The sequence below is a fragment of the Salinibacter pepae genome, assembly GCF_947077775.1.
GTDB classification, from domain to species: Bacteria; Bacteroidota; Rhodothermia; order Rhodothermales; family Salinibacteraceae; genus Salinibacter; species Salinibacter pepae.
Genome location: NZ_CAMTTE010000001.1, coordinates 3,440,398 through 3,459,797, shown reverse-complemented (window position 1 = coordinate 3,459,797; position 19,400 = coordinate 3,440,398). Strand labels below are relative to the sequence as shown.

General features: G+C 70.2%; 9 protein-coding genes and 1 pseudogene. 7 read left to right on the top strand and 3 right to left on the bottom strand.

Annotation, left to right across the window (positions count from 1 at the left end):
- Window positions 1-39: 39 nt before the first annotated feature.
- The 4 genes and pseudogenes from OJA40_RS14555 (at window position 40) to OJA40_RS14540 (ending at window position 10,952) form a co-directional block, all read left to right on the top strand.
- Window positions 40-2,157, top strand: a complete 2,118-nt coding sequence (locus OJA40_RS14555; protein WP_263810956.1) for a putative porin — start codon at window positions 40-42, stop codon at window positions 2,155-2,157.
- A 114-nt stretch (window positions 2,158-2,271) separates the two neighbouring features.
- Window positions 2,272-3,111, top strand: a pseudogene (locus tag OJA40_RS14550) (YihY/virulence factor BrkB family protein); the annotation flags it as partial.
- A 319-nt stretch (window positions 3,112-3,430) separates the two neighbouring features.
- Window positions 3,431-5,719: a BamA/OMP85 family outer membrane protein gene (locus OJA40_RS14545; RefSeq protein WP_263810955.1), complete on the top strand. Its 2,289-nt coding sequence runs from the start codon at window positions 3,431-3,433 to the stop codon at window positions 5,717-5,719.
- A 52-nt stretch (window positions 5,720-5,771) separates the two neighbouring features.
- Window positions 5,772-10,952 (top strand): translocation/assembly module TamB domain-containing protein, encoded by a 5,181-nt coding sequence (locus OJA40_RS14540; RefSeq protein WP_263810953.1) that lies wholly within the window; start codon window positions 5,772-5,774, stop codon window positions 10,950-10,952.
- Between the two features lie 124 nt (window positions 10,953-11,076).
- Here the strand turns inward: OJA40_RS14540 and OJA40_RS14535 are convergent, their stop codons facing one another.
- From OJA40_RS14535 to OJA40_RS14525, 3 genes are all read right to left on the bottom strand, one after another.
- On the bottom strand, window positions 11,077-11,766 hold the full coding sequence (locus tag OJA40_RS14535; RefSeq protein ID WP_208427463.1) for a haloacid dehalogenase type II: 690 nt from the start codon (window positions 11,764-11,766) through the stop codon (window positions 11,077-11,079).
- Between the two features lie 102 nt (window positions 11,767-11,868).
- Complete coding sequence (locus OJA40_RS14530) at window positions 11,869-13,065, bottom strand: MFS transporter (protein WP_263810952.1); 1,197 nt, start codon at window positions 13,063-13,065, stop codon at window positions 11,869-11,871.
- Between the two features lie 154 nt (window positions 13,066-13,219).
- Window positions 13,220-14,656, bottom strand: coding sequence for a pyridoxal phosphate-dependent decarboxylase family protein (locus OJA40_RS14525; RefSeq protein ID WP_263810951.1), 1,437 nt, complete (start codon window positions 14,654-14,656; stop codon window positions 13,220-13,222).
- A 179-nt stretch (window positions 14,657-14,835) separates the two neighbouring features.
- Between OJA40_RS14525 and OJA40_RS14520 the strand changes: the two genes are divergently transcribed.
- The 3 genes from OJA40_RS14520 to darG all read left to right on the top strand — a co-directional run bounded on the left by OJA40_RS14520 (window position 14,836) and on the right by darG (window position 19,388).
- A complete protein-coding gene (locus OJA40_RS14520; RefSeq protein WP_208426493.1) occupies window positions 14,836-15,060 on the top strand; it encodes a hypothetical protein in 225 nt (74 codons plus the stop codon).
- Window positions 15,061-15,262: 202 nt separating this feature from the next.
- The gene (gene gcvP, locus OJA40_RS14515) at window positions 15,263-18,175 is read left to right on the top strand and encodes an aminomethyl-transferring glycine dehydrogenase (protein ID WP_208426494.1); all 2,913 of its coding nucleotides are present in this window, start codon (window positions 15,263-15,265) and stop codon (window positions 18,173-18,175) included.
- Window positions 18,176-18,311: 136 nt separating this feature from the next.
- Window positions 18,312-19,388, top strand: a complete 1,077-nt coding sequence (gene darG, locus OJA40_RS14510) for a type II toxin-antitoxin system antitoxin DNA ADP-ribosyl glycohydrolase DarG (protein WP_208426495.1) — start codon at window positions 18,312-18,314, stop codon at window positions 19,386-19,388.
- Window positions 19,389-19,400: the final 12 nt, after the last annotated feature.

Here is a 19,400-nt window from a genome sequence, read left to right as displayed (position 1 = left end):
GCCCGGCCCCCTCGGCTTCGATCCTGACCTGTAGCGGCCATGCCCTCCGCCCTCCGCCTGGTTTTGCGCCTGCCGTTCGGCCCCCTTCTCGTCGTGGGCGTGGCGCTGGGGGCCGCGCTGGGTCCAGTCCGGGGCGCACGGGCACAGGCGGACACGACCGACGCCGCCCCCCCGGACACGCTTCGGCGTCCGCTCGCCGACACCGCCGCCACCCGCCGCCCGTCCGACACGACCGGGGCCCGCCCGGAATCGCTGCGCCCCCTGCCGGCCCCGCCGCCGCTGTACGGCCGCGTGCGCGCCGACTCTCTGCCGGGCCGGCGCCCCCCCGTGAGCGTGGAGATGATGCTCGCCGAGCAGCCGGGAAGCTTCCTCTACGACCTCGGGGAGTACGGGTGGCCCCACGGCTGGAGCCCGCGCGGCCTGGCCCCCCACCGCGTCCACCTCTGGTCGGACGGCTTTCCGCTTGACGACCCCCTCACGGGCCGCGCTCGGTTTGAGCTGCTGCCGCCCTCCTTTTTGGGCCCGCCCCGCACGGGCCTCGATCCGGGGGGCGGCGCCGTCGGCGTGCACACCACGTGGCGGAACTACGCCCCCAAACGGCCGGTCACCGAGCTGCGGTACCGGTTCGACCGGGACGGGCTGCACGCGATCGAGGTCGGCCACTCCCAGAAGCGTCGCCTCGACCTCTTCGGGCGGCCTGGGGTGCTCCACCTGACGTTCGGGTACGGCGGCCGGAAGGCCGACGGGATCTACAACGGCAGCGCCCTGCGGACCGAGCGGCGCATCTGGGGGCGCCTGCGCTACCTCACAAACGACTGGACCGTCGAGCTGTCGGACCGGGCGACGCGCTACCGCATCGGCGCCCACGGCGGTGCCACCCCGCGCTCCGGGCTCTCGATCTACGCCCTCCCCCTCGCGGCCGCCAACGTCCGCCGGCCGGACGATCGGCGCAAGACGACACGCAATGACCTGACGGCCCGCCTGCAGGGGCCGCTGGTGCCGGGGCTGTCCCGCCCGACGACCGTGGCGGCCCGCTGGACCTCCCACACCTTTGATTTCCGCTCCACCGGGGGCGAGGCCGACACGACCTGGACCGTCCCGGTGACCGGCGGGCACGTCCGGGCCCGGCAGTCGCTGCGGGCCGGGCCCCACCACCTGACGGCACACCTCCGCGGGTCCCTGTGGCGGGTCGGCGACACCAACCTGCCGGCCCTCGACGGACGCCGGGGCGCCGCCCACGTTCTTCTTCAAGACTCCCTTCGCCTGGGGCGGTCCGACCTGATGCTCAACGTGGGCGGCCACCTCACGTCCCAGCAGCGCTACCCCTCGGTCACGGCCCGGGTCCGGCGCCCGGCCGGGCCCGTCCAGCTCTCCGCCTCCGTGAGGGCCACCGGCCAGCGCAGCGCCTGGATCGAGGACGACGGGTTTGCGTCGCACGTCCAGCCCCTGTCCGCGGGGCGCGGCGGGATCGCCGACCGGATGCTGGAGGGCACCGTCGGGGCCCGCACGCAGGTCGGCCCCTTCAACCTCGGGGTGACCGGGTTTGCCCATCGCATCCGAAATGCCGTCGACCTGTACGCCGTGGCGCCGGGGGACTCTGTGGCGACGACGATCACCAATCAGGCGGCCGCCCGCCAGACGTCGTCCCCCGTCCATCGGGTGGGGGCGACCGCCTCGCTCGGGTGGCGCGAGGACGCGCGGCGGGGCCTGTACGCCACCGGCCACGGCACGCTTCTGCAAACCCTGAACGCCGACGCGTCCCCCCTCCACGCCCGCCTCGCCCAGACCCTGCCCACGGCGTTTGGGCGGGCGCGGATGGGGGCGCGGTTCGTGCTGTTCAACGACCTGACGACGGACCTCTACGTGCAGGGGCGGGGGTGGGGCGTGATGAACAGCCGGTGGTTTCATCCGCCGACCGGGCGCCTCGTCGTGCCCCCCCGGACCTCCGCCCTGCCCGCGACCTCCGGGGGACGCATCGGGCCGAGCGGAACCGTCGACGTGCGGGCCGAGGTGCAGTTTCGCAGCGCGACGCTTTTTTTTACATTCCAAAACGTGCAGGCCGGCACCCAACTGCAGCCGGGCACCTTCGTGACGCCCGTCTACCCCCTTCCCCCTCGGCAATTCCGGTTCGGCGTATTCTGGCCGATCTTCAACTGATCTGCCGGCAGCGGCACCGCCCGGCACGCGCAGGAGGAATCACGACCGCAGGCCAGCGGGTATAAACGGGCATTTTGAAGCGCCTTCGCAGCCCCTGTGCCCCTTCTCGGCCGTATGCCCGCCTGGTCCGACCTTCCGGTGTCCGTACGGGAGACAGCATCGTCCCTCTGGACGGACGTGGTGTATTACGCCGTCGGTCTGTACCTGGAGCTTTCGGAGAAGCACGTCTTCCTGTGGGCCCAGGCCATTGCCTTCAAGGTGCTGGTCACGATCGTCCCCATCGTGATCCTCGCCACCGGCGTCGTGGGCCGCGTGCTACAGGGGAAGGATGCCTTTGCGGCCGTCACGCGGTTTATCCGGGAGCTCCTTCCGGGGAGCCAGAGCCAGCAGCTGATCGACTTCCTGACCCAGCTTCAAGATGCCAGTGCGACGATCGTGGGCATCGGGGGAGTCGGCTTGTTTCTGTCGGCGATGTCGCTCTTCATTACGCTGCGAATCGCGGTCAGCAACGCCTTCGAGCAGGACTGGCACCAGGAGCGCTCTCTTCTCTGGGGCTACCTGTTCGACGTACGGATGGTCATTCAGGTCGGGGGGCTCTTCCTCATGACCGTCGGGCTCTCGGTGTCGCTTCCGTCGTTTGTGAACGAGGTGATCATTGGGCAGTTTTTGGGCTCCGAGCAGTGGGCACGGTGGCTGTGGGGACGGGCCATCTGGATTACCGGCCTACTGCTTCCGCTTCTGCTCACGACCACCATGTTTTTTCAGCTCTACTACCTGGTGCCCCAGCCGTCCCCCCGAAAGCGGAGTGCCCTCGCGGGGGCCCTCCTCGCCGCGGTGCTCTGGGAGACGGCCAAGCAGGCCTTTACCTTCTACGCGACCTACGTCGGGTACGGGACCGGGACCGAGGCATTGGGCAGCACGTTCGGGCTGATCGTTGCCTTTGTGTTCTGGGTGTACTTTTCCGGGGTGGTGCTGATGATTGGGGCCGTCGTGGCGTCGCTGCAGGAGCACCGGCACGTGACCGCCGGAGAGCTGCCGGGAACGGAGTTGCCGGCCCAGTTGGGCCTGTCGCCTCAGGCCGGTGCGGAGGCGGACACCGCGGGGCCGGACGCCTCCGAAACGGAAACAGACGGTTCCGCCGCCCCCTTCTCTCCGCCCCGCACGTCCCCCCGAATCGCCCGCCACGGGATCCTCAACCTCACCCCCGTCAGCCTCGCAGGCCTAAGCCCCTTTCTGCCGCACCTCCGCCAACCGACCGCTCCCTTCCACCACGGTGCTGTCTTCCTTGCCGGCCGCTTCGGACGCCGGGCGGCCCCTCGTGCTGTTGCTGCTTGTACTGCTCGCCGGATGGGCTGTAGGCCCGCCCCGGGTCCTCGCTCAGGCCCCGCTCCGCGCCGCCGACGTCAATACGTCGGTCCAGGAGGTGTCCTTCCGGTTTGTGGACCAGCAAACCTTCGACCCGGATCGGCTTCGGGAACAGATCGGCACCGCAGGCCCCGGGACCCTCACGCGCTTGCGCAACCGCCTTTCGTTCCTTCCGGGCCTACAGGCGAACTACCCGGCGTTCGACCCGGTGATGCTCCAGAAAGATGTCGTTCGTCTGCGGCAGTTTTACCGGCAGAACGGGTTTCCGTCCCCGGACATCGACTATCCGGCCTCCCAGCTCGATTCCGCGCGCAACCGGATCCACGTCGTCTTTACCATTCGGGAGGGGCCCTCTCTCCAGATCCGTAACGTCGACTTCCTGGAGGCCGCGAGCCGGGCTCCGTTCGGGCCGACCCTGCCCGAGGACCTGCGGGGCGACTGGGCGGCGTTTCGGCGCGGCGAGGTGGGCGCCGGCGGACGGTACACCGACTTCGAGCGGACCCAAATCGAGGACGAGGTGCAGGGATGGCTCCGGGACCACGGCTTTGCGTTCGCCCGGGTCCGCTCGTCCGCGTCGGTCGACACGACCGCGTACGCCGCGGACCTGCGCTTCCTGGTCGACCCGGGGCCCCGCGCCGTGTTTTCCGACATCCGGGTGGAGGGCAACGCGTCGGTCGACCGCTCCATCATTCTCCGGGAGCTGCCGTTTTCCGTGGGGGACCGGTTTTCCGCCGACGCCGTCACGGAGGGACAGCAGAAGCTGTTCGACCTGAGCCTCTTCCGCGTGGCCCTGGCCGACGTGCCGAGTCAGCCCCGCGACAGCACGGCCACGGTTCGGTATCGGGTCCGGGAACGCGCACTTCGGAGCTACTCCGGCCAGGTTGGGTACGACACGCGCTCGGGGGTGACGGCGGACGGAAGCTGGCGCCACCGCAACTTCTACGGCAACGCCCGCACCTTCCTGGTAAACCTGACCGCCGAGACCGGATACCCCGAAAACGTGCCGGAATTTCTGCCCGGGTTTCTGGCCCGGTCGTCGTCGCAGGAGCTGAGCCGACGGTTTCGGGCGTCGGTCACCCTCCGCCAGCCGTTCCTCTTGTCGGAGGACGTCTCCGGGTCGCTCTCGCCGTTCGTTCAGGAACGCCTGAACCCTGCCCTCGCCCCGAACCCGTCCCGCCCCTTGGACCTGAACGAGCGCCAGTTCGGGCTCGAATCCACGCTGGTGTACGACTTCCTGCCGTACCGCACCCTTTCGTTGCAACACTCGGTGTCCCGCACCCAGCAGTTTTTGGTCTCGGGGGCGGAAAATCCGAACCGTACAAACGGGGCCCTCACTGGCGAGGACGACCTGTTCAACAAGAGCATTTTCACGTTGAACGGGACGTTCGGCGACGCGGATGATTTCTTGAATCCGACGACAGGATACATCATCCGGCCTACGATTCAGCTGGGCGGGGTCTTTCTACGGTCCGGGGTCGAGTTCGCGCAGGTGAGCACTGAACTGAGCGGATACCTTCCGGTGTCCCCGTACGTGGAGCTGGCGGGCCGTGTCTTCGCCGGGTCGACCTGGCCGTTCGGGGAGAGCCTCGAGAACTTGACCCTGCCCGCCACCCCCTCCGACGCGGACCGCCGCAAAAACCTAATCTACCAGAACCGCTTCTCGGATAACGTTTTCTACGCGGGGGGCGGAAGCGACGTCCGGGGGTGGGCCTCGCGCCTCGCGGGCGGCAAGGTGCTGCGGAAATCGAGCGTCCTCCGCGAGGGCTTTGCGTACCGCCCGATCGGGGCCCGCAGCAAGGTGGGATTGAGCCTGGAAGCCCGGTTCCCCCTTCCCGGCCTCGGGGCGAGCTGGCGCACCGCCGCGTTTCTCGACGGCGCCTACGTCACCTCGGGCGCGCTCGACCTCACGCCCCCGGCCAACGCCCCGTCCATTATTTCGGGCCCGGACGGGACCCCGGTCCGCACGGATCCGTCGCAGGTCCTGGTGGGAACCGGGGCCGGCCTCCGCTACGAGACCTCGTTCGGGTTCCTCCGGATCGACCTCGCGTACAAGCTGACCCCCGACGCGCTGGACCTCCGCGCGGCGGAGGACGTCGGCCGGAACGCAACGGCGGAGGCCCCGATGCCGCTGTCGGAGGTCGATACGCGCACCCTGCGCCGGTTCCGCGTTCACTTCGGCATCGGCCGGTCGTTCTGACCGCTCCCGCCTGCTCTGCACGCCGCCTTCTCTCCCCGCTTCTGCACTCGTCGTGGCCCCTGATTCCAATTCACCAGACGCTGGATCCGACGCGCCGGCCGACGCGTCCGCCGGCTCGCGCCTCCGCCGATGGGGGCGCCGCCTGCTGTGGGGCGTAGGCGGTGTGGGGGGCACGGTCGTCGTGGTCGTGGGCCTCGTGCTGATCGGGCTCCAGACGGAGACCGGCGCCACCGCGGCGGCGCAGTTCCTCGCGCGCCAGGCCAACCCCCTTCCACAGACCACCCTCACCGTCGAGCGGGCGTCCGGCAGCTGGGTCCAGTCGCTCCGCCTCGCGGACGTGTCCCTCACGCGACCGGCCCCCGGCCGGGCCGCCCCCGCGACGATGGCGCACGTCGACTCGTTGGCGGTGGAGTACCGCCCGTGGGCCCTGCTTCGGGGCCGGCTCCACCTGACGGCGGTATCGGTCCACGGCCCCTCCGCGACCCTGCGCCAGGCCGCCGATTCGACGTGGGACTGGGCGCGCCACCTGCCCGCCCCGGCCCCCGCGTCCGAGGACACGGGCGCGGCGCTTCCGATCCGGGTGGACCGGCTTCGGGTCTCGGCAGGGGCGTTTGCGGCGCAGTTCTACGCCGGGGGGCGCGACTCGACGGCCCGGGTTCGGGGCATCACCGTGCGGGCCCGGGATCTCTACTACGGGCTCTCGGTGGGCGGCCGGCTCGACACGCTCGGCCTGCGCGGCCGCCTGCCCCCCGATACGACGGACCTGCGACTGGCGGCGCGGGGGGCGGTGTCGGAGCGGCGGGTGGCCCTCGACACGCTGCGGCTCACCTCTCCCCGCAGTGCGGTTCAGGGCGGCGGCACGGCCCGCCTGCCGGCCGCCCCCGGCGACTCGCTGGACGACGTGGCCCTTTCGGTCCGGGCCGACCCGCTCGTCCTGGGCGACCTTACGGCGTTCGCCCCGTTTCTGGAGGTGGACCCACGCGAGGCCCTTGACCTTCGCGCCCAACTCACGGGCTCTGAGGACCGACTCGCCCTCACGACGGACGTCACGGTGCGCAACGGCGGGGGGCGCTTCACCGCCGAGGCGACGGCGACGCCCCGCACCACGTCGTCGCCCGGCGCCTCCCCGCTGAAGTACCGGATCGATGCGCAGGCGCAGCGCCTCACGACGAGCCTGCTTGGGGAAAGCGACCCCACTCAGAACAGCATCACGGCCGCCGTCACGGGGGCCCTGAAGGGGCCGGCGTCCGACTCCCTCAGCGGAACCCTGTCGGCGTCGGTCACCGACACGCGGTTCCAGGGCTTGGGGGTCCCCGACGCAACCCTCGAATCGACCGTCCAGGCCGGAACCGCCACCCTCGACCTGCAGGGGACGGTGAACGACGTTCGACTCTCGGTCGCCGGATCCGCTCGTCCCTTCGACGTGGCCCCCTCGGTGGACCTGCGTGCGCAGGTGCAAGACCTCACACTGGCGGCCGTGGCCCCGAACGCGGACCTCGAGGGATCCTTCACGGCCACGGCCCAGGTGCAGGGCCGGTCCATCACGACGGACACCGCCGCGTACGACGCCGACGTGCGCCTCCGGGACTCCCGCCTCGGGACGCAGGTGATCGAGTCGGGGCGCCTCGCGGCCGCGCTGCGGCCCCGGGCGGCCCGTGTGGACGGCGCCGTCCGGTTCCCGACGGGTCGGCTTCGGGCGGCCGGGCACGCCGCCCTGGACGGGTCCGAGCGCTTCGTTCTGGAAACGGGGCGCCTGGAAGCGGTGGACCTGGCGGCCCTGGCCGGCGACACGACCGACAGCCGCGTGACGGCGACCCTGACGGGGGAGGGACAAGGCTTCGCCCCTGGCACGATGGACGGGCAGGCCACCCTCTCCGTTGAAGAGTCGCACTACGGGCCGCACCGGCTCTCCGCGATGACGGCCACCGCACGCCTCCGTGACGGGGCGGTCACCGCGGACGCCTCCGCTCAACTAAATGGCAGTACGTGGACGCTCGCGGCCACTGCCCGCCCCTTTGCGTCCCGTCCGACGGTGGCCCTCACGGAGGGCCGCTTCCAAAACGTAGACCTCGGCCCGTTCCTGCAGGACTCGACGCAGTCGACTGCCCTCCACGGCACAGTTCAGGGACGGCTCCGGGGCACCCGCCCCGACAGCCTGTCCCTGAACGTGGGGCTCGCCCTCGATACCTCCCGCGTGAACCGGCAGCCCATCACGTCGGCCGCCCTGGATGCGTCGCTGCAAAACGGCACCCTCCGCTCCACCCTGGGGCTGGACACCCCCGCGGGGGCCGTCGAGCTTCCGCTTCGGGCCCGCCCGTTCGACGATGTGCCCTCCTACCAGGTTCGGGGCGGGCACTTCGACAACATCGACGTGGGGGCCCTCGCCGGGCTGGCGTCCCTGAACACGGCCCTCTCGGGGACCCTCACCCTGGATGGCCAGGGCGTACGGCTCCCCGAGCTCGACCTGGACTCGGAATTGACGCTCCGCCCGTCCACCCTGAATCAGGCGTCCGCGGACGGTCGCCTCTCCGTGACGACGACGCAGGGCCGCGTGGCGGCGGACGGACAGTTCAGCCTGGCCGGCGGGGCCCTCCAGCTCCGCGGTCACCTCGACAGCCTCGCCCAAACCCCGACCTACGCGCTTCGCACGGCCGCCCGGTCGGTGGACCTGAGCGCCCTTGCCGGGCTCGACTCCACACAGGCCCGCCTTCACACAGCGGCCTGGAGGGTCAAGGGCCGGGGCCTCCGCCCGGACAGCCTCCAGGCGTCGACGCGCTTCGCGGCCGACTCTGTTCGCGTCGGCGCCCTGCGCCTCAGCAGCGCACGGATGACGGGCCGCCTCGACCGCGGCCTCTTTCGGGTCGACACCCTCGGGGTGCAGTCCAACGTGGGGGCGGGGCACGGCCAGGGCCCCCTCGCCCTGGCCCCCGGAGCGGGGTCCTCGGACTTTGACCTCAGCGCCCGCGTGACGGATGTTGCTCCCCTCCGCGGCTTGGCCGGCCTGTCCTCGCTAACGCTCCGCACGGGGCGCCTGACGGCCCACGTCTACGGCTCGTCGGAGGCGCAGCGCTTCGACGGCACCGTCGCGGTGGACGGACTCATCTACGACGACCTGCGGCTTAGCGACGCCACGGCCCTGTTCGCCGGGCGGCGCGGCACCACCCAGCTCCTGGATCACCTGACGGTGACGGGGACCGCCGGATACCTCTCGGCCTTCGATTTTACGGCCACCCGGACCCGCATCGATGCCGACTACGACGGCACCGCCGTCAATCTGTCGACGGACGTGCAGCTGGACGCCGAACGCCGCGTGCAGGTTGACGCCGGCATCCGCCCGACGGCCGACTCGACAATCATCGACCTCCAGACACTGACGGCCCGGCTGGGCCCCGATCGGTGGTCCCTGCGCCGCCCCACCTCAGTTGCGATCGGCGACGCGTACCGCGTGGAGGACCTTCTGCTGGAAAGCGGGGCGCAACGCATCGAGGCCAGTGGCGTCGTGGCCCCGACCGGGACGCAGGCGTTCGACGCCGCGTTCGAACAGGTCCGCCTCCGCGGCATCGCGCCGCTGCTGGGGCTGTCCGGCCTCGGCGGGGCGGCAACGGGGCGCCTCCGGCTCACCGGAAAGGCCTCCGCCCCGGTCCTCGACGGCACCCTCGACCTCAACGTGCGGTCCGAAGACCGCAGGGTCGGGACCCTTCAGCTGGACGTGGGCTACGAAGATCTGACTGCGGACCTCGACGCGCGCCTCGCCCATGAGGACGGCAGCGTCCTGACGGTGAACGGCTCGGTCCCCACCGACCTGCGCCTCCAGGCCCCCACCCCCGCCTCGATCTCCGACCGGCCCGTCCAACTAGAAGCCTCGACCGACCAGTTTCCCCTCGACTGGGTGGACCCCTTCTTCGACCCCACGACCGTCCGCTCCATCGCCGGCACCCTCACCGCGGACGCCAGGGTCCAGGGCACCCTCGGCAGCCCGTCGCTCTCAGGATCCGCTTCCGTGACCGACGCCGGCGCCGCCATCCCGGCCCTCAATGCGACCTACGACGGCGGCACGGCACGCCTTGCACTCTCGGGCAACGAGCTGACCCTCGAGCGCGCCCGCCTCCGCACCCCCAATGGCGGCTCGCTGCGGGCCGACGGCACCATCTCGCTCCCGGAGCTCACGGTCGGCGAGTACGACCTTGCGCTGAACGCATCCGAGTTCCTCGCCATCAACACCCCCGCCTACCGCCGGGCCGTGATCGACGGCGACATGACCCTGCGCGGCACCGTCCGCCGGCCGGTGTTGTCGGGCGGCCTGCAGGTGCAGAGCGCAAACGTCTACTACGCCGAGGCCCTTGCCGAGAGCGCCGCCGCCATGGGGGCCGTGGAGCTGACGACACAGGACCAGCTGACCCTCGAAGAGCGGTTCGGCCTTCGCCTGACCGCCGCCGACACGACCACCTTCGACGCCTACGAGGCCCTGGCCCTGGACCTGGCCGTCCAGATCCAGAGCAACACGTGGCTGCGGTCAAGCAGCAATCCGGAGCTGAACGTGCAGTTTACCGGCGACCTGGACGTGCAGAAGGCCGCCCTCGACGACCCACAGGTCTTCGGGACCATCGATGTCGTGGAGCAGCGAAGCACCCTGCGACAGTTCGGGCAGGAATTTCAGATCACGGAGGGCTCCCTCACCTTCAATGGCGATCCGTTCACGCCGTATCTCGACCTGTCGGCGGTGTACGACCAGCGGGCGCAGGGGAGCCAGAGCTCCGAGGTGCGCATTACCCTCTCCCTCTCGGGCCGTCCCGACAACCTCTCCCCCGCCCTCTCGTCGGAGCCCACGATGAGCACACGCAACATCTTCTCCTACCTCGCGACCGGGCGCCCGGCCGACGCGCTCTTCAGCGGCAGCTCGGAGGGCGGAAGCCTGGCCACACAGGTCGCGCTCGGGCAGGCGTCCAACTTTGTCGAAAACCTTGCGGCCAGCGAGCTGGGCCTGGACGTCGTCCGCCTCGACGTTCGCACGGAGGGCACCTCCTACCTCACGGTGGGCCGCTACCTCACGCCACGCTTTTTTGCGTCGATCGAGCAGCCCGTGCTCGCCCCCAGCTCGCAAACGTCCACACAGTCGACGGCCCTCATCCCGGACGTGACCCTCGAATACCAGCTCACCAACTACCTCCAGCTCCGCTCCCGGAGCAACCAGCAGTCCCTGCAGTTCAATTTGCTCTTCGAGTACGCCTACTGACGATCTCGCGATCCGGCGCACGGCGCATCTGCGGTAGGGGGGGCGGCGGTCCTCGGGGCAGAGATGGGGCGTCGGCGACGCCCCCCCCCGAACGCACCCGTCCGGGCCAAAGCGCCGGCCCGTGTCAGTCGAGGAGTTCATCGGCGAGGGGTGCGAGGTCGGGCACCGTGTGCACCGGATCCGTCTGGGGCGCCGGCGGGTCAAACCGGTCGTCGTAGCGCCGGACCCGGACGCAGTCAATGCCGAGTCGCCCCGCGGGGTTCACGTCGTGGTACACGCTCTGGGCGACGTGCAGGAGCCGATTGGGCGGCACGCCGAGCCGCGTGAATGCCGTCTCGAAGGGGTCGAGCGCCGGCTTGTAGGCCCGCACCCGTTCGCTCGTGATGACGTCGTCGAAGTCCACGCTGAGGTGGCGGGCCGTATCGTGGAAGAGGTCGTCGTCCACGTTCGAGATGACGGCGAGCCGAAACGACGCGCTCAGCCGCCGGAGGGACGCATTCGTGTCCGGGAACAGGGGCCAGTTCCGTACCGACCCGACGAACCGCTCCGTCTCCACGTTGGTCGGGGTAAATCCGAACCGGTCCCCGAACCGCCGCAGGACGCGCCCCAGCACCTCTTTGTATTTGACGTAGCTGCCGGACTCCACGTCCCGCTCGAACTCCCTGTGGTGCCGGAAGAGCGCCTCGTCCTCGAGTTCGACGTCGTGGGCGCGGAGAATGGGCCGCAGCGCCGTGGCGATGCCGTCGGCCCAGTCGACGAGGGTGCCGTAGCAGTCGAACGTAAGCACGTCGTAGTCGTCGGGAGCGAGGGGCATGGGTCGGGAGGAGAAAGGGGAATTGCGCGCAGACGTGGGGCTTCTTATGGGTTCGCCCCGGCACAGGATGCACGGTCTGCAGCAGGACGGTCTCCGCAGTGGTCAAGGGACAACCCGCTGCGCCGCATCCGTTCGGGCGCGCCGCATTCCGTACAGGAGCACCAGAAGCATTCCTCCCAGCAGCCCCGCCAGGGCGAGGAAGGCCGAGCCCCACCCCAGCAGGTCGGCCACCGCGCCGGTCACGACGCTGCCACTGGCCCCCAGCACCATGTAGGCCGTCCGGATGAGCCCGAAGCCCGCACTGCGCTCCTCCTCCCCCAGATGGTCCATGAACTTGGGCAGCAGGGCCGCGCCCCACCCCATCGCCAATCCGGCACAGAGGGTCGCCCCGCCCACGATCCACGGCCCGCCCCCCGCGACGAGCCCCGTGTAGCCCACCACCCCGACCCCTACGGCGGCGGTGGCCGCCGGGTACCGGCCCACGCGGTCCGAGAGGGTGCCCAGCAGCGGCTGGGTGAGGCCCTGCACCACGAAGTAGGCCGAAAAGAGCGCGCCGGCGCCCGCCTCCCCGTAGCCCTGATACTCGATGAGAAACGCCGGCAGAAACGAAGCGGTGGCCTGCCACACGAAGGCCCCCACGACGGAGAGCCCCGCCGTGAGCGCGATGGGCGGACGCCCGAGCAGTTCGAGCAACGGCCCGAGGCGAAGGCGGCTCCAGGGCGACTCGTCGGGCCGCACCGGCGCGATGGGGCGAACCACCATCCCGAAGAGGAGGGCGCTCGGGAGCGCAATGGCGGCCCCCAACGCCACGGCCCACCGCCAGTCCAGCCACACCCCGATGCTTCCCGCGGCCAGCGGAACCAGCACGCCCGCCACCGGCGCCCCCGCGGTGTGAAGCCCAATTGCGGAGCCGGTGTTCGGGATGGTCCGGGTCAAAAGCGACGTGGCGACGCTGAAGTGGAGCCCGGCGACGCCCCCCAGCACCACCGTCCCGACGAGAAAGACGGGATAGGTCGGCGCCATCGCCACCAGCGCGCTCGCCAGGGCCGTCCCCCCCACCGCCACGAGGATAATGCGCCGCTCCCCGTACCGGTCGGCCAGCAGCCCACTCGGAAACTGCGAGGCCGCGTACGCCATCCACATGCCCGTGAGGGCCAGGCCGACCGCACTGTTGGACACCCCAAACGCGTCGCCGATGGCGGGCACGACCGGACTGATGGCCAGCCGCGCGGCCATCGTCGCGAAGAAGGCCAGGGTGCACGCCCCGAGGACGGCCCCCTGGTACGACCACAGTTTCACAGTGAGCTGAAGAGGCTGGGAGGAAAGGTTCGCGCAACGACTGAAAGGTACGCCCCCCTCGTCCGTCGGTTTGAAAGGGAGTGTGACGATCAAGGCCCGCTGTCGTCTTTCGCAGCGTGTTCGCTCGCCCGTCTCTCCGGAGGCGCCCGCCGCGTCAGGATGCCGGGGCTGCCGCCCCCTCTATTTCGGCCTGGAGGGCGTCGAGCCGTGCAATTGTTTCTTCGAGGTCCTTCGCCGTCGTCCGTGGGTTGATGGGGCACAGCCGGAGGACGGGCCGGCCGTCGAGCGTCGTCTGCGTCAGGAAGGCCGCCCCCTCGTCGTTCACGGCCGCAATGAGGCGGCGCGTGAGCGCGTCCACCTGGTCGGGCGTCCACCCGTCCGGTTCGCAGCGAAACGTGATGATGCCCATCTGGGCCGGGGTCACCACCGTCCACCCGGGCCGATCCCGAAGCAGCCGCTCGGCCTGCTCGGCCCGCTCGAAGCCCCGCGCCACCGCGGTGGCGACGTGCTCGCGGCCAAACACCTTGAGCGTCATCCAGAGCTTGAGCGCCCGGAAGCTGCGCGTGAGCTGGATGCCGGCGGCCGAGAAGTTGACCTCGTCCGCCTCCCCCACGGCGTCCTCCAAGTACTCCGCCTCCAGCCGGAAGGCGCGGCGGAGGTGCTGCTCGTCGCGCACGAGCACGCCGCCGATCTCGAACGGCTGGAAGAGCCACTTGTGCGGGTCGAGGGTCAGCGAATCGACCCGTTGGATGCCGTCGAGCCGGTTTTGGCCCCGCTCACAGACGACCGTCGGCGCCCCGTACGCCCCGTCCACGTGCAGCCACAGGTCCTCGGCGTCGGCCAGGGCCGCCAGGGCGGGCAGCGGATCGACGGCCCCGGTGTTGGTGGTGCCCGCGTTGGCGATGATGCAGAAGGGACGCCGCCCCGCCGCCCGGTCGGCCGCGATGGCCTCTCGAAGCGCCACGGGATCGAGTCGGTACTGATCGTCGGTGGGCACCCGGTGGAGCTGGTCGGGGCCGAACCCGAGCAGCCGCAGGGCCCGGTCGACCGACGTGTGGGTCTGGTCGGAGCAGTAGGCGACGGCCCCCGTCACGTCGTCGTCCAGCCGGGCGTGGCGGGCGGCGGCCAGGGCCGTGACGTTTGCCATCGAGCCCCCGCTCGTGAACAGCCCCCCTGCGGTCTCCGGGAGGCCACAGAGCGTCCGCAGCCAGTCGATCACCACCAGTTCGATCTGCGCGGCGGCGGCCCCCGAGATCCAGGTCCCCGAGAACACGTTGAACCCCGACGCCAGCATGTCGGCGAGCACGCCGACGAAGTTGTTCGGCCCCGGCACGAACCCGAAGAAGCGGGGGTGGTCCACCCGCATTGTGTTCGGCAGCACCTCCGCCTCCACCTGGTCGAGAACGGACTCCGGGGGGGTTCCCTCTTCCGGGAGGTCTTCCCGGAGGTGAGCCTCTAGTTCGTCTCGCGACGGCGCCTCCCCCAGCGATTCGTCCCCTCCGTCCGCGAAGTGGTCCACCAGGAGATCCACGACCCGGTAGCCAAGCGTCCGCATTTTTTCGGGGGAGAGTTCGAGACGGTCGTGATCCATGGGCACACCACGCGCAAACGATGAAGGCGAAAGCAGGTGGGAAACGGAGTCCCGGGACGCGAGTTGCGCGAAGGCCTGGAGGGTGGGGGATGCACGTTCGCCCGCAGCAACCACGCGCCCGTCCGGCCCGTGCAAACAAGCGCCCAGAATCTCGTCACTGACGCATTTCCCCCAATCCTATGGTCACGCTCTACCGCCAGCCTGGTGACCCGTGGGCCGACGAGATCGAAGAGGCCCTTCGCGAAATGGTCATTGCCCACGGGGTCGAGCACGTCGAAGATGCCGACGCCCTCCCCGAGGTCATTTCCGAACTCCCGGCCCTGCACGACGACGGCGAGGTCGTAACCGGAGCGTCGGCCCTCCGTTCACACCTCCAAACACTACGCGCCCTGATGGCCGAATGAAACCGGTTTCAACCGGGCGCCTGTTACATTGAGGACGACGGCTCGATTTGCTAACCTGTCCCGCACAGGCCCATTCCCGCCCCGTCTGTTGCAGGCTTTTCAGCTATTCCGGACAACACGGCGCGCCTGCGGGGCATATACCTGAGTGTCCATTTGCCCTCACGCCCTGGTTTTGCCTTTTCACCCAACCTCCCGCCTTCAGATGGCCATTGATCTCTCGTCCGCAAACACGTTCGACGAGCGTCACCTCGGCCCCACGGACGCCGACGTGGACGCCATGCTCGACGCCCTCGGGGCCGAGTCGCTCGACGCCCTCGTCGACGCGGCCATTCCGGACTCGATCCAGACCGACGCCCCCCTCGACCTGCCGTCCGCCCTCACCGAGCAGCAGGTGCTCGACGCGGCCCAGGACGCCGGCGCCAAGAACGACGCGTGGCGCTCGTTCATCGGCATGGGCTACCGCCACACCCACACGCCCCCCGTCATCCAGCGCAACATTCTGGAAAATCCGGCCTGGTACACCCAGTACACGCCCTACCAGGCCGAGATTGCGCAGGGCCGCCTGGAGGCGCTCCTGAACTTCCAGGACATGACCATCGACCTGACGGGCCTGGAGATCGCCAACGCGTCGCTGCTCGACGAGGCGACGGCCGCGGCGGAGGCGATGATGATGCTGAATCGGGTCGACCGCCGCAGCGACGCCGCTACGTTTTACGTGTCGGAGGACTGCCACCCGCAGACCATCGAGGTGGTGAAGGGCCGCGCCGCGCCGATCGGGATCGACATCATCGTGGAATCCCCCGAGAACTTCGTCTTCGGCGAGGACACGTTCGGCTGCCTCCTGCAGTACCCCACGACCGACGGCGCGGTGCACGACTACCGCGACGTGGCCGACCGGGCCCACGAGGCGGACGCCTACGTGGCCGTGGCCGCCGACCTGCTGAGCCTCACGCTCCTGGAGGCCCCGGGCGAGTGGGGGGCCGACGCGGTCGTCGGCTCCACGCAGCGCTTTGGGGTACCGATGGGCTACGGCGGGCCGCACGCCGCCTACTTCGCGACCCGCGAACGCTTCCAGCGCCAGGTGCCCGGCCGCATGATCGGGGTCACGAAGGACGCCGACGGCGAGATGGCGCTCCGCATGGCGCTCCAGACCCGCGAGCAGCACATCCGGCGGGGGCGCGCCACGTCCAACATCTGCACCTCCCAGGTGCTGCTGGCCGTGATGGCGTCGATGTACGCCGTCTACCACGGCCCCGAGGGGCTCCGCGAGATTGCGACGCGGGTGCACGACCTTACGAAGACGCTGGCCGAGGGGCTGGACCGAACGGGCCACACCGTCCGCCACGACGCGTACTTCGACACGCTCCGCGTGGACCTCACCGACGCCACCCAGGCGCAGGTCCGCGAGCGGGCCGAGGCGCATGAGATCAACCTCCGCTACTACGACGACGGGTCGGTGGGCGTCGCGCTCGACCAGACCGTCGACGCCGCGGACCTGGACGCGCTCTTCACCGTCTTTGGGGCCACCAACGGCCAGAAGCTGTACGCCGACGACCTGGCCGCGGGCCTCGACAGCGGCTACGACGGCCCGATGCCGCGGCAGACCTCGTACCTGGAGCACCCGGTCTTCAACTCGTACCACTCCGAGGGCGAGCTGACGCGGTACATGAAGTCGCTGGCGGACAAGGACCTGTCGCTCGTCCACAGCATGATCCCGCTGGGATCGTGCACCATGAAGCTGAACCCGACCGCCGCCCTCCAGCCGATCTCGAACCCGCAGTTTGCGGGCCTGCACCCCTTCGCGCCCCAGGAGCAGGCGGAAGGGTACGAGCAGGTGATCGACGAGCTCAGCGGCTACCTGACGGAGATCACAGGCTTCGACGACATCTCCTTCCAGCCCAATTCCGGGGCCTCCGGCGAGTACACCGGCCTCCTGATCATTCAGGCCTACCACGAGGCGCGGGGCGAGGAGCAGCGGGACGTGTGCCTCGTCCCCGAGTCCGCCCACGGGACCAACCCCGCCAGTGCCAACATGGCCGGGATGGAGGTCATCACCATCGACTGCGACGCGAACGGGGACGTCGACCTGGACGACCTCCGCGAGCAGGCCGAGGCGAACAGCGAGCGCCTCGCCGCCGCAATGATTACGTACCCGTCGACGCACGGCGTCTTCGAGGAGCACGTCGAAGAGATTTGTGACGTCATCCACGAGCACGGCGGGCAGGTGTACCTCGACGGGGCCAACGTCAACGCACAGGTCGGCCTCTGCCGCCCCCGCGAGTACGGCGTGGACGTGTGCCACCTCAACCTGCACAAGACGTTTAGCATCCCGCACGGCGGCGGCGGGCCGGGCGTGGGGCCGGTCTGCACGGCCGAGCACCTGAGTCCCTTCCTCCCCGGTCACCCGGTGGTGGAGACGGGCGGCGACCAACACATTCCCGCGATTGCCGCGGCGCCGCACGGCAGCGCCTTGATTCTGCTCATCTCGTGGGCCTACATCAAGCTGCTGGGCCCCGAGGGCCTCACGAAGTCGTCGAAGACCGCCCTCCTCAACGCCAACTACCTGGCCGACCAGCTGTCGAACCACTACGACATCGTCTTCCGGGGGCCCAATGACCGTGTGGCCCACGAGTTTATCCTCGACCTCCGCCCGTTCCGCTCCGAGCTCGACATCAACGAGCAGGACGTGGCGAAGCGGCTTATGGACTACGGCTTCCACGCCCCCACGATGAGCTGGCCGGTGGTCGGCACGCTCATGGTGGAGCCCACGGAGAGCGAGTCGAAGGCGGAGCTCGACCGCCTGGTGGACGCATTCGCCGCCATCCGCAGCGAGATCGAGGCCGTCGAGAACGGGACGCTGGAGGCGGAGGAGAGCACGCTCAAGCAGGCCCCCCACACCGCCGAGATGGCCACCGCCGACGAGTGGGACCACGCGTACAGCCGCGAGACGGCGGCCTATCCGGTGGAGGCGGTGCGCGAGCGCAAGTTCTGGCCCACCGTGCGGCGCGTGAACGACGCCTACGGCGACCGGAACCTCTACTGCGCCTGTCCCCCGACCGACGCCTACGAGGCGGACGAAGAGGAGGAGTTGACGTCGGCCCTCAAGACCGCGTAGCGATGTCGCTCAGGGCCCTGTCCCCGCGCGTATTTCGTGGGAACGGGACGTTCGAACACATTCAGCAGAAGGGCCGCGAGACCGTCTCGCGGCCCTTTCTCTTTGTCGGTTGCGCCCACTGCGATAGAGGCGGTCCATGGTCGAAATTGTACACGGGGATCTGTTCGACGCGGACGTGGCGGCGCTCGTGACCCCGGTCCACTGCGCCGGCCTCATGAAGCGCGGGCTGTGTCGCCAGTTCAAGACACGGTTTCCCGACAACTACGAGCAGTACGAGGCGGCCTGCGACGCCGGGGCCCTGGCGCCGGGCGACGTGCTCGTCCACGACCGCGGGGGGCTCTTCGGGGACGCCCAGCATCCCCGCTACGTCCTAAACGTGGCCACGAAGGACCACTGGCGCGATGCCTCGTCCGCCACGCACATCGAGGCGGGCATGGCGGCCCTCGTCGACGAAGTTACTGCTCACGACATTTCGTCGCTCGCCGTGCCCGCGCTGGGCTGCGGCGGGGGCGGGCTCGACTGGCCGACGGTGCGCCCGCTGCTTACCACTCCGCTCACGTCGCTCGATGGCGTCCGGGCGCTCGTTTACGCCCCCCGGTCGGCGCACGCAGAGGGCGGCGGCCCCGACGCAGACGATCGCCCCGCCATGACCCGGGGACGTGCCCTCCTTCTCTCCGTCCTCGACGCCTACGCCACGCCGGGCGACACCGTCAGTCCACACGCGGCGCACAATCTTGCCTTCCTGCTGCAGGGGACGGGCGAGGACCTGCGCCTTACGTTCGAGCCGGGCACGTACGGGCTCCGCGCCGCGGGCCTCACGGCCGTGCTGCGCCGGATTGAGGGGGCTTTTATTGCGGGGTACGACCCGTCGCACCAGGGCGCCTCGTTTCGCCTTCGCCCGCCCGCGGTCGGTGCGGCGCGGGACACCCTTTCGGACCACCCAACCGCTAGTGAGCGCCTGGGCCGGGTGCGGGCCCTCACCGAAGATTACGACACGCCCGACACGCTCGAACTGCTCGCTACGGTCGGCTGGCTCGCGCGGCACGACGCGCAGGCCCGGCGCCGTCCCGAGGCGGTCGTGCGGGCCGTGCAGGACTGGAGCCGCCGCAAGGCGGAGCGCTTCGCGCCGGAACAGATTGCGGCGGCCTGGCAGCGGCTCCACCGACACGAGTGGATCCGCCCAGGGCCCCCGGCGGATCCCAAGCACCCGTAGGGCGCGTGGCGG

Coding starts and splice junctions, on each gene's coding strand:
- OJA40_RS14555 (WP_263810956.1), top strand. CDS start 40: ATGCCCTCCGCCCTCCGCCTGGTTTTGCGCCTGCCGTTCGGCCCCCTT.
- OJA40_RS14535 (WP_208427463.1), bottom strand. CDS start 11,766: ATGCCCCTCGCTCCCGACGACTACGACGTGCTTACGTTCGACTGCTAC.
- OJA40_RS14525 (WP_263810951.1), bottom strand. CDS start 14,656: ATGGATCACGACCGTCTCGAACTCTCCCCCGAAAAAATGCGGACGCTT.
- OJA40_RS14520 (WP_208426493.1), top strand. CDS start 14,836: ATGGTCACGCTCTACCGCCAGCCTGGTGACCCGTGGGCCGACGAGATC.
- gcvP (WP_208426494.1), top strand. CDS start 15,263: ATGGCCATTGATCTCTCGTCCGCAAACACGTTCGACGAGCGTCACCTC.
- darG (WP_208426495.1), top strand. CDS start 18,312: ATGGTCGAAATTGTACACGGGGATCTGTTCGACGCGGACGTGGCGGCG.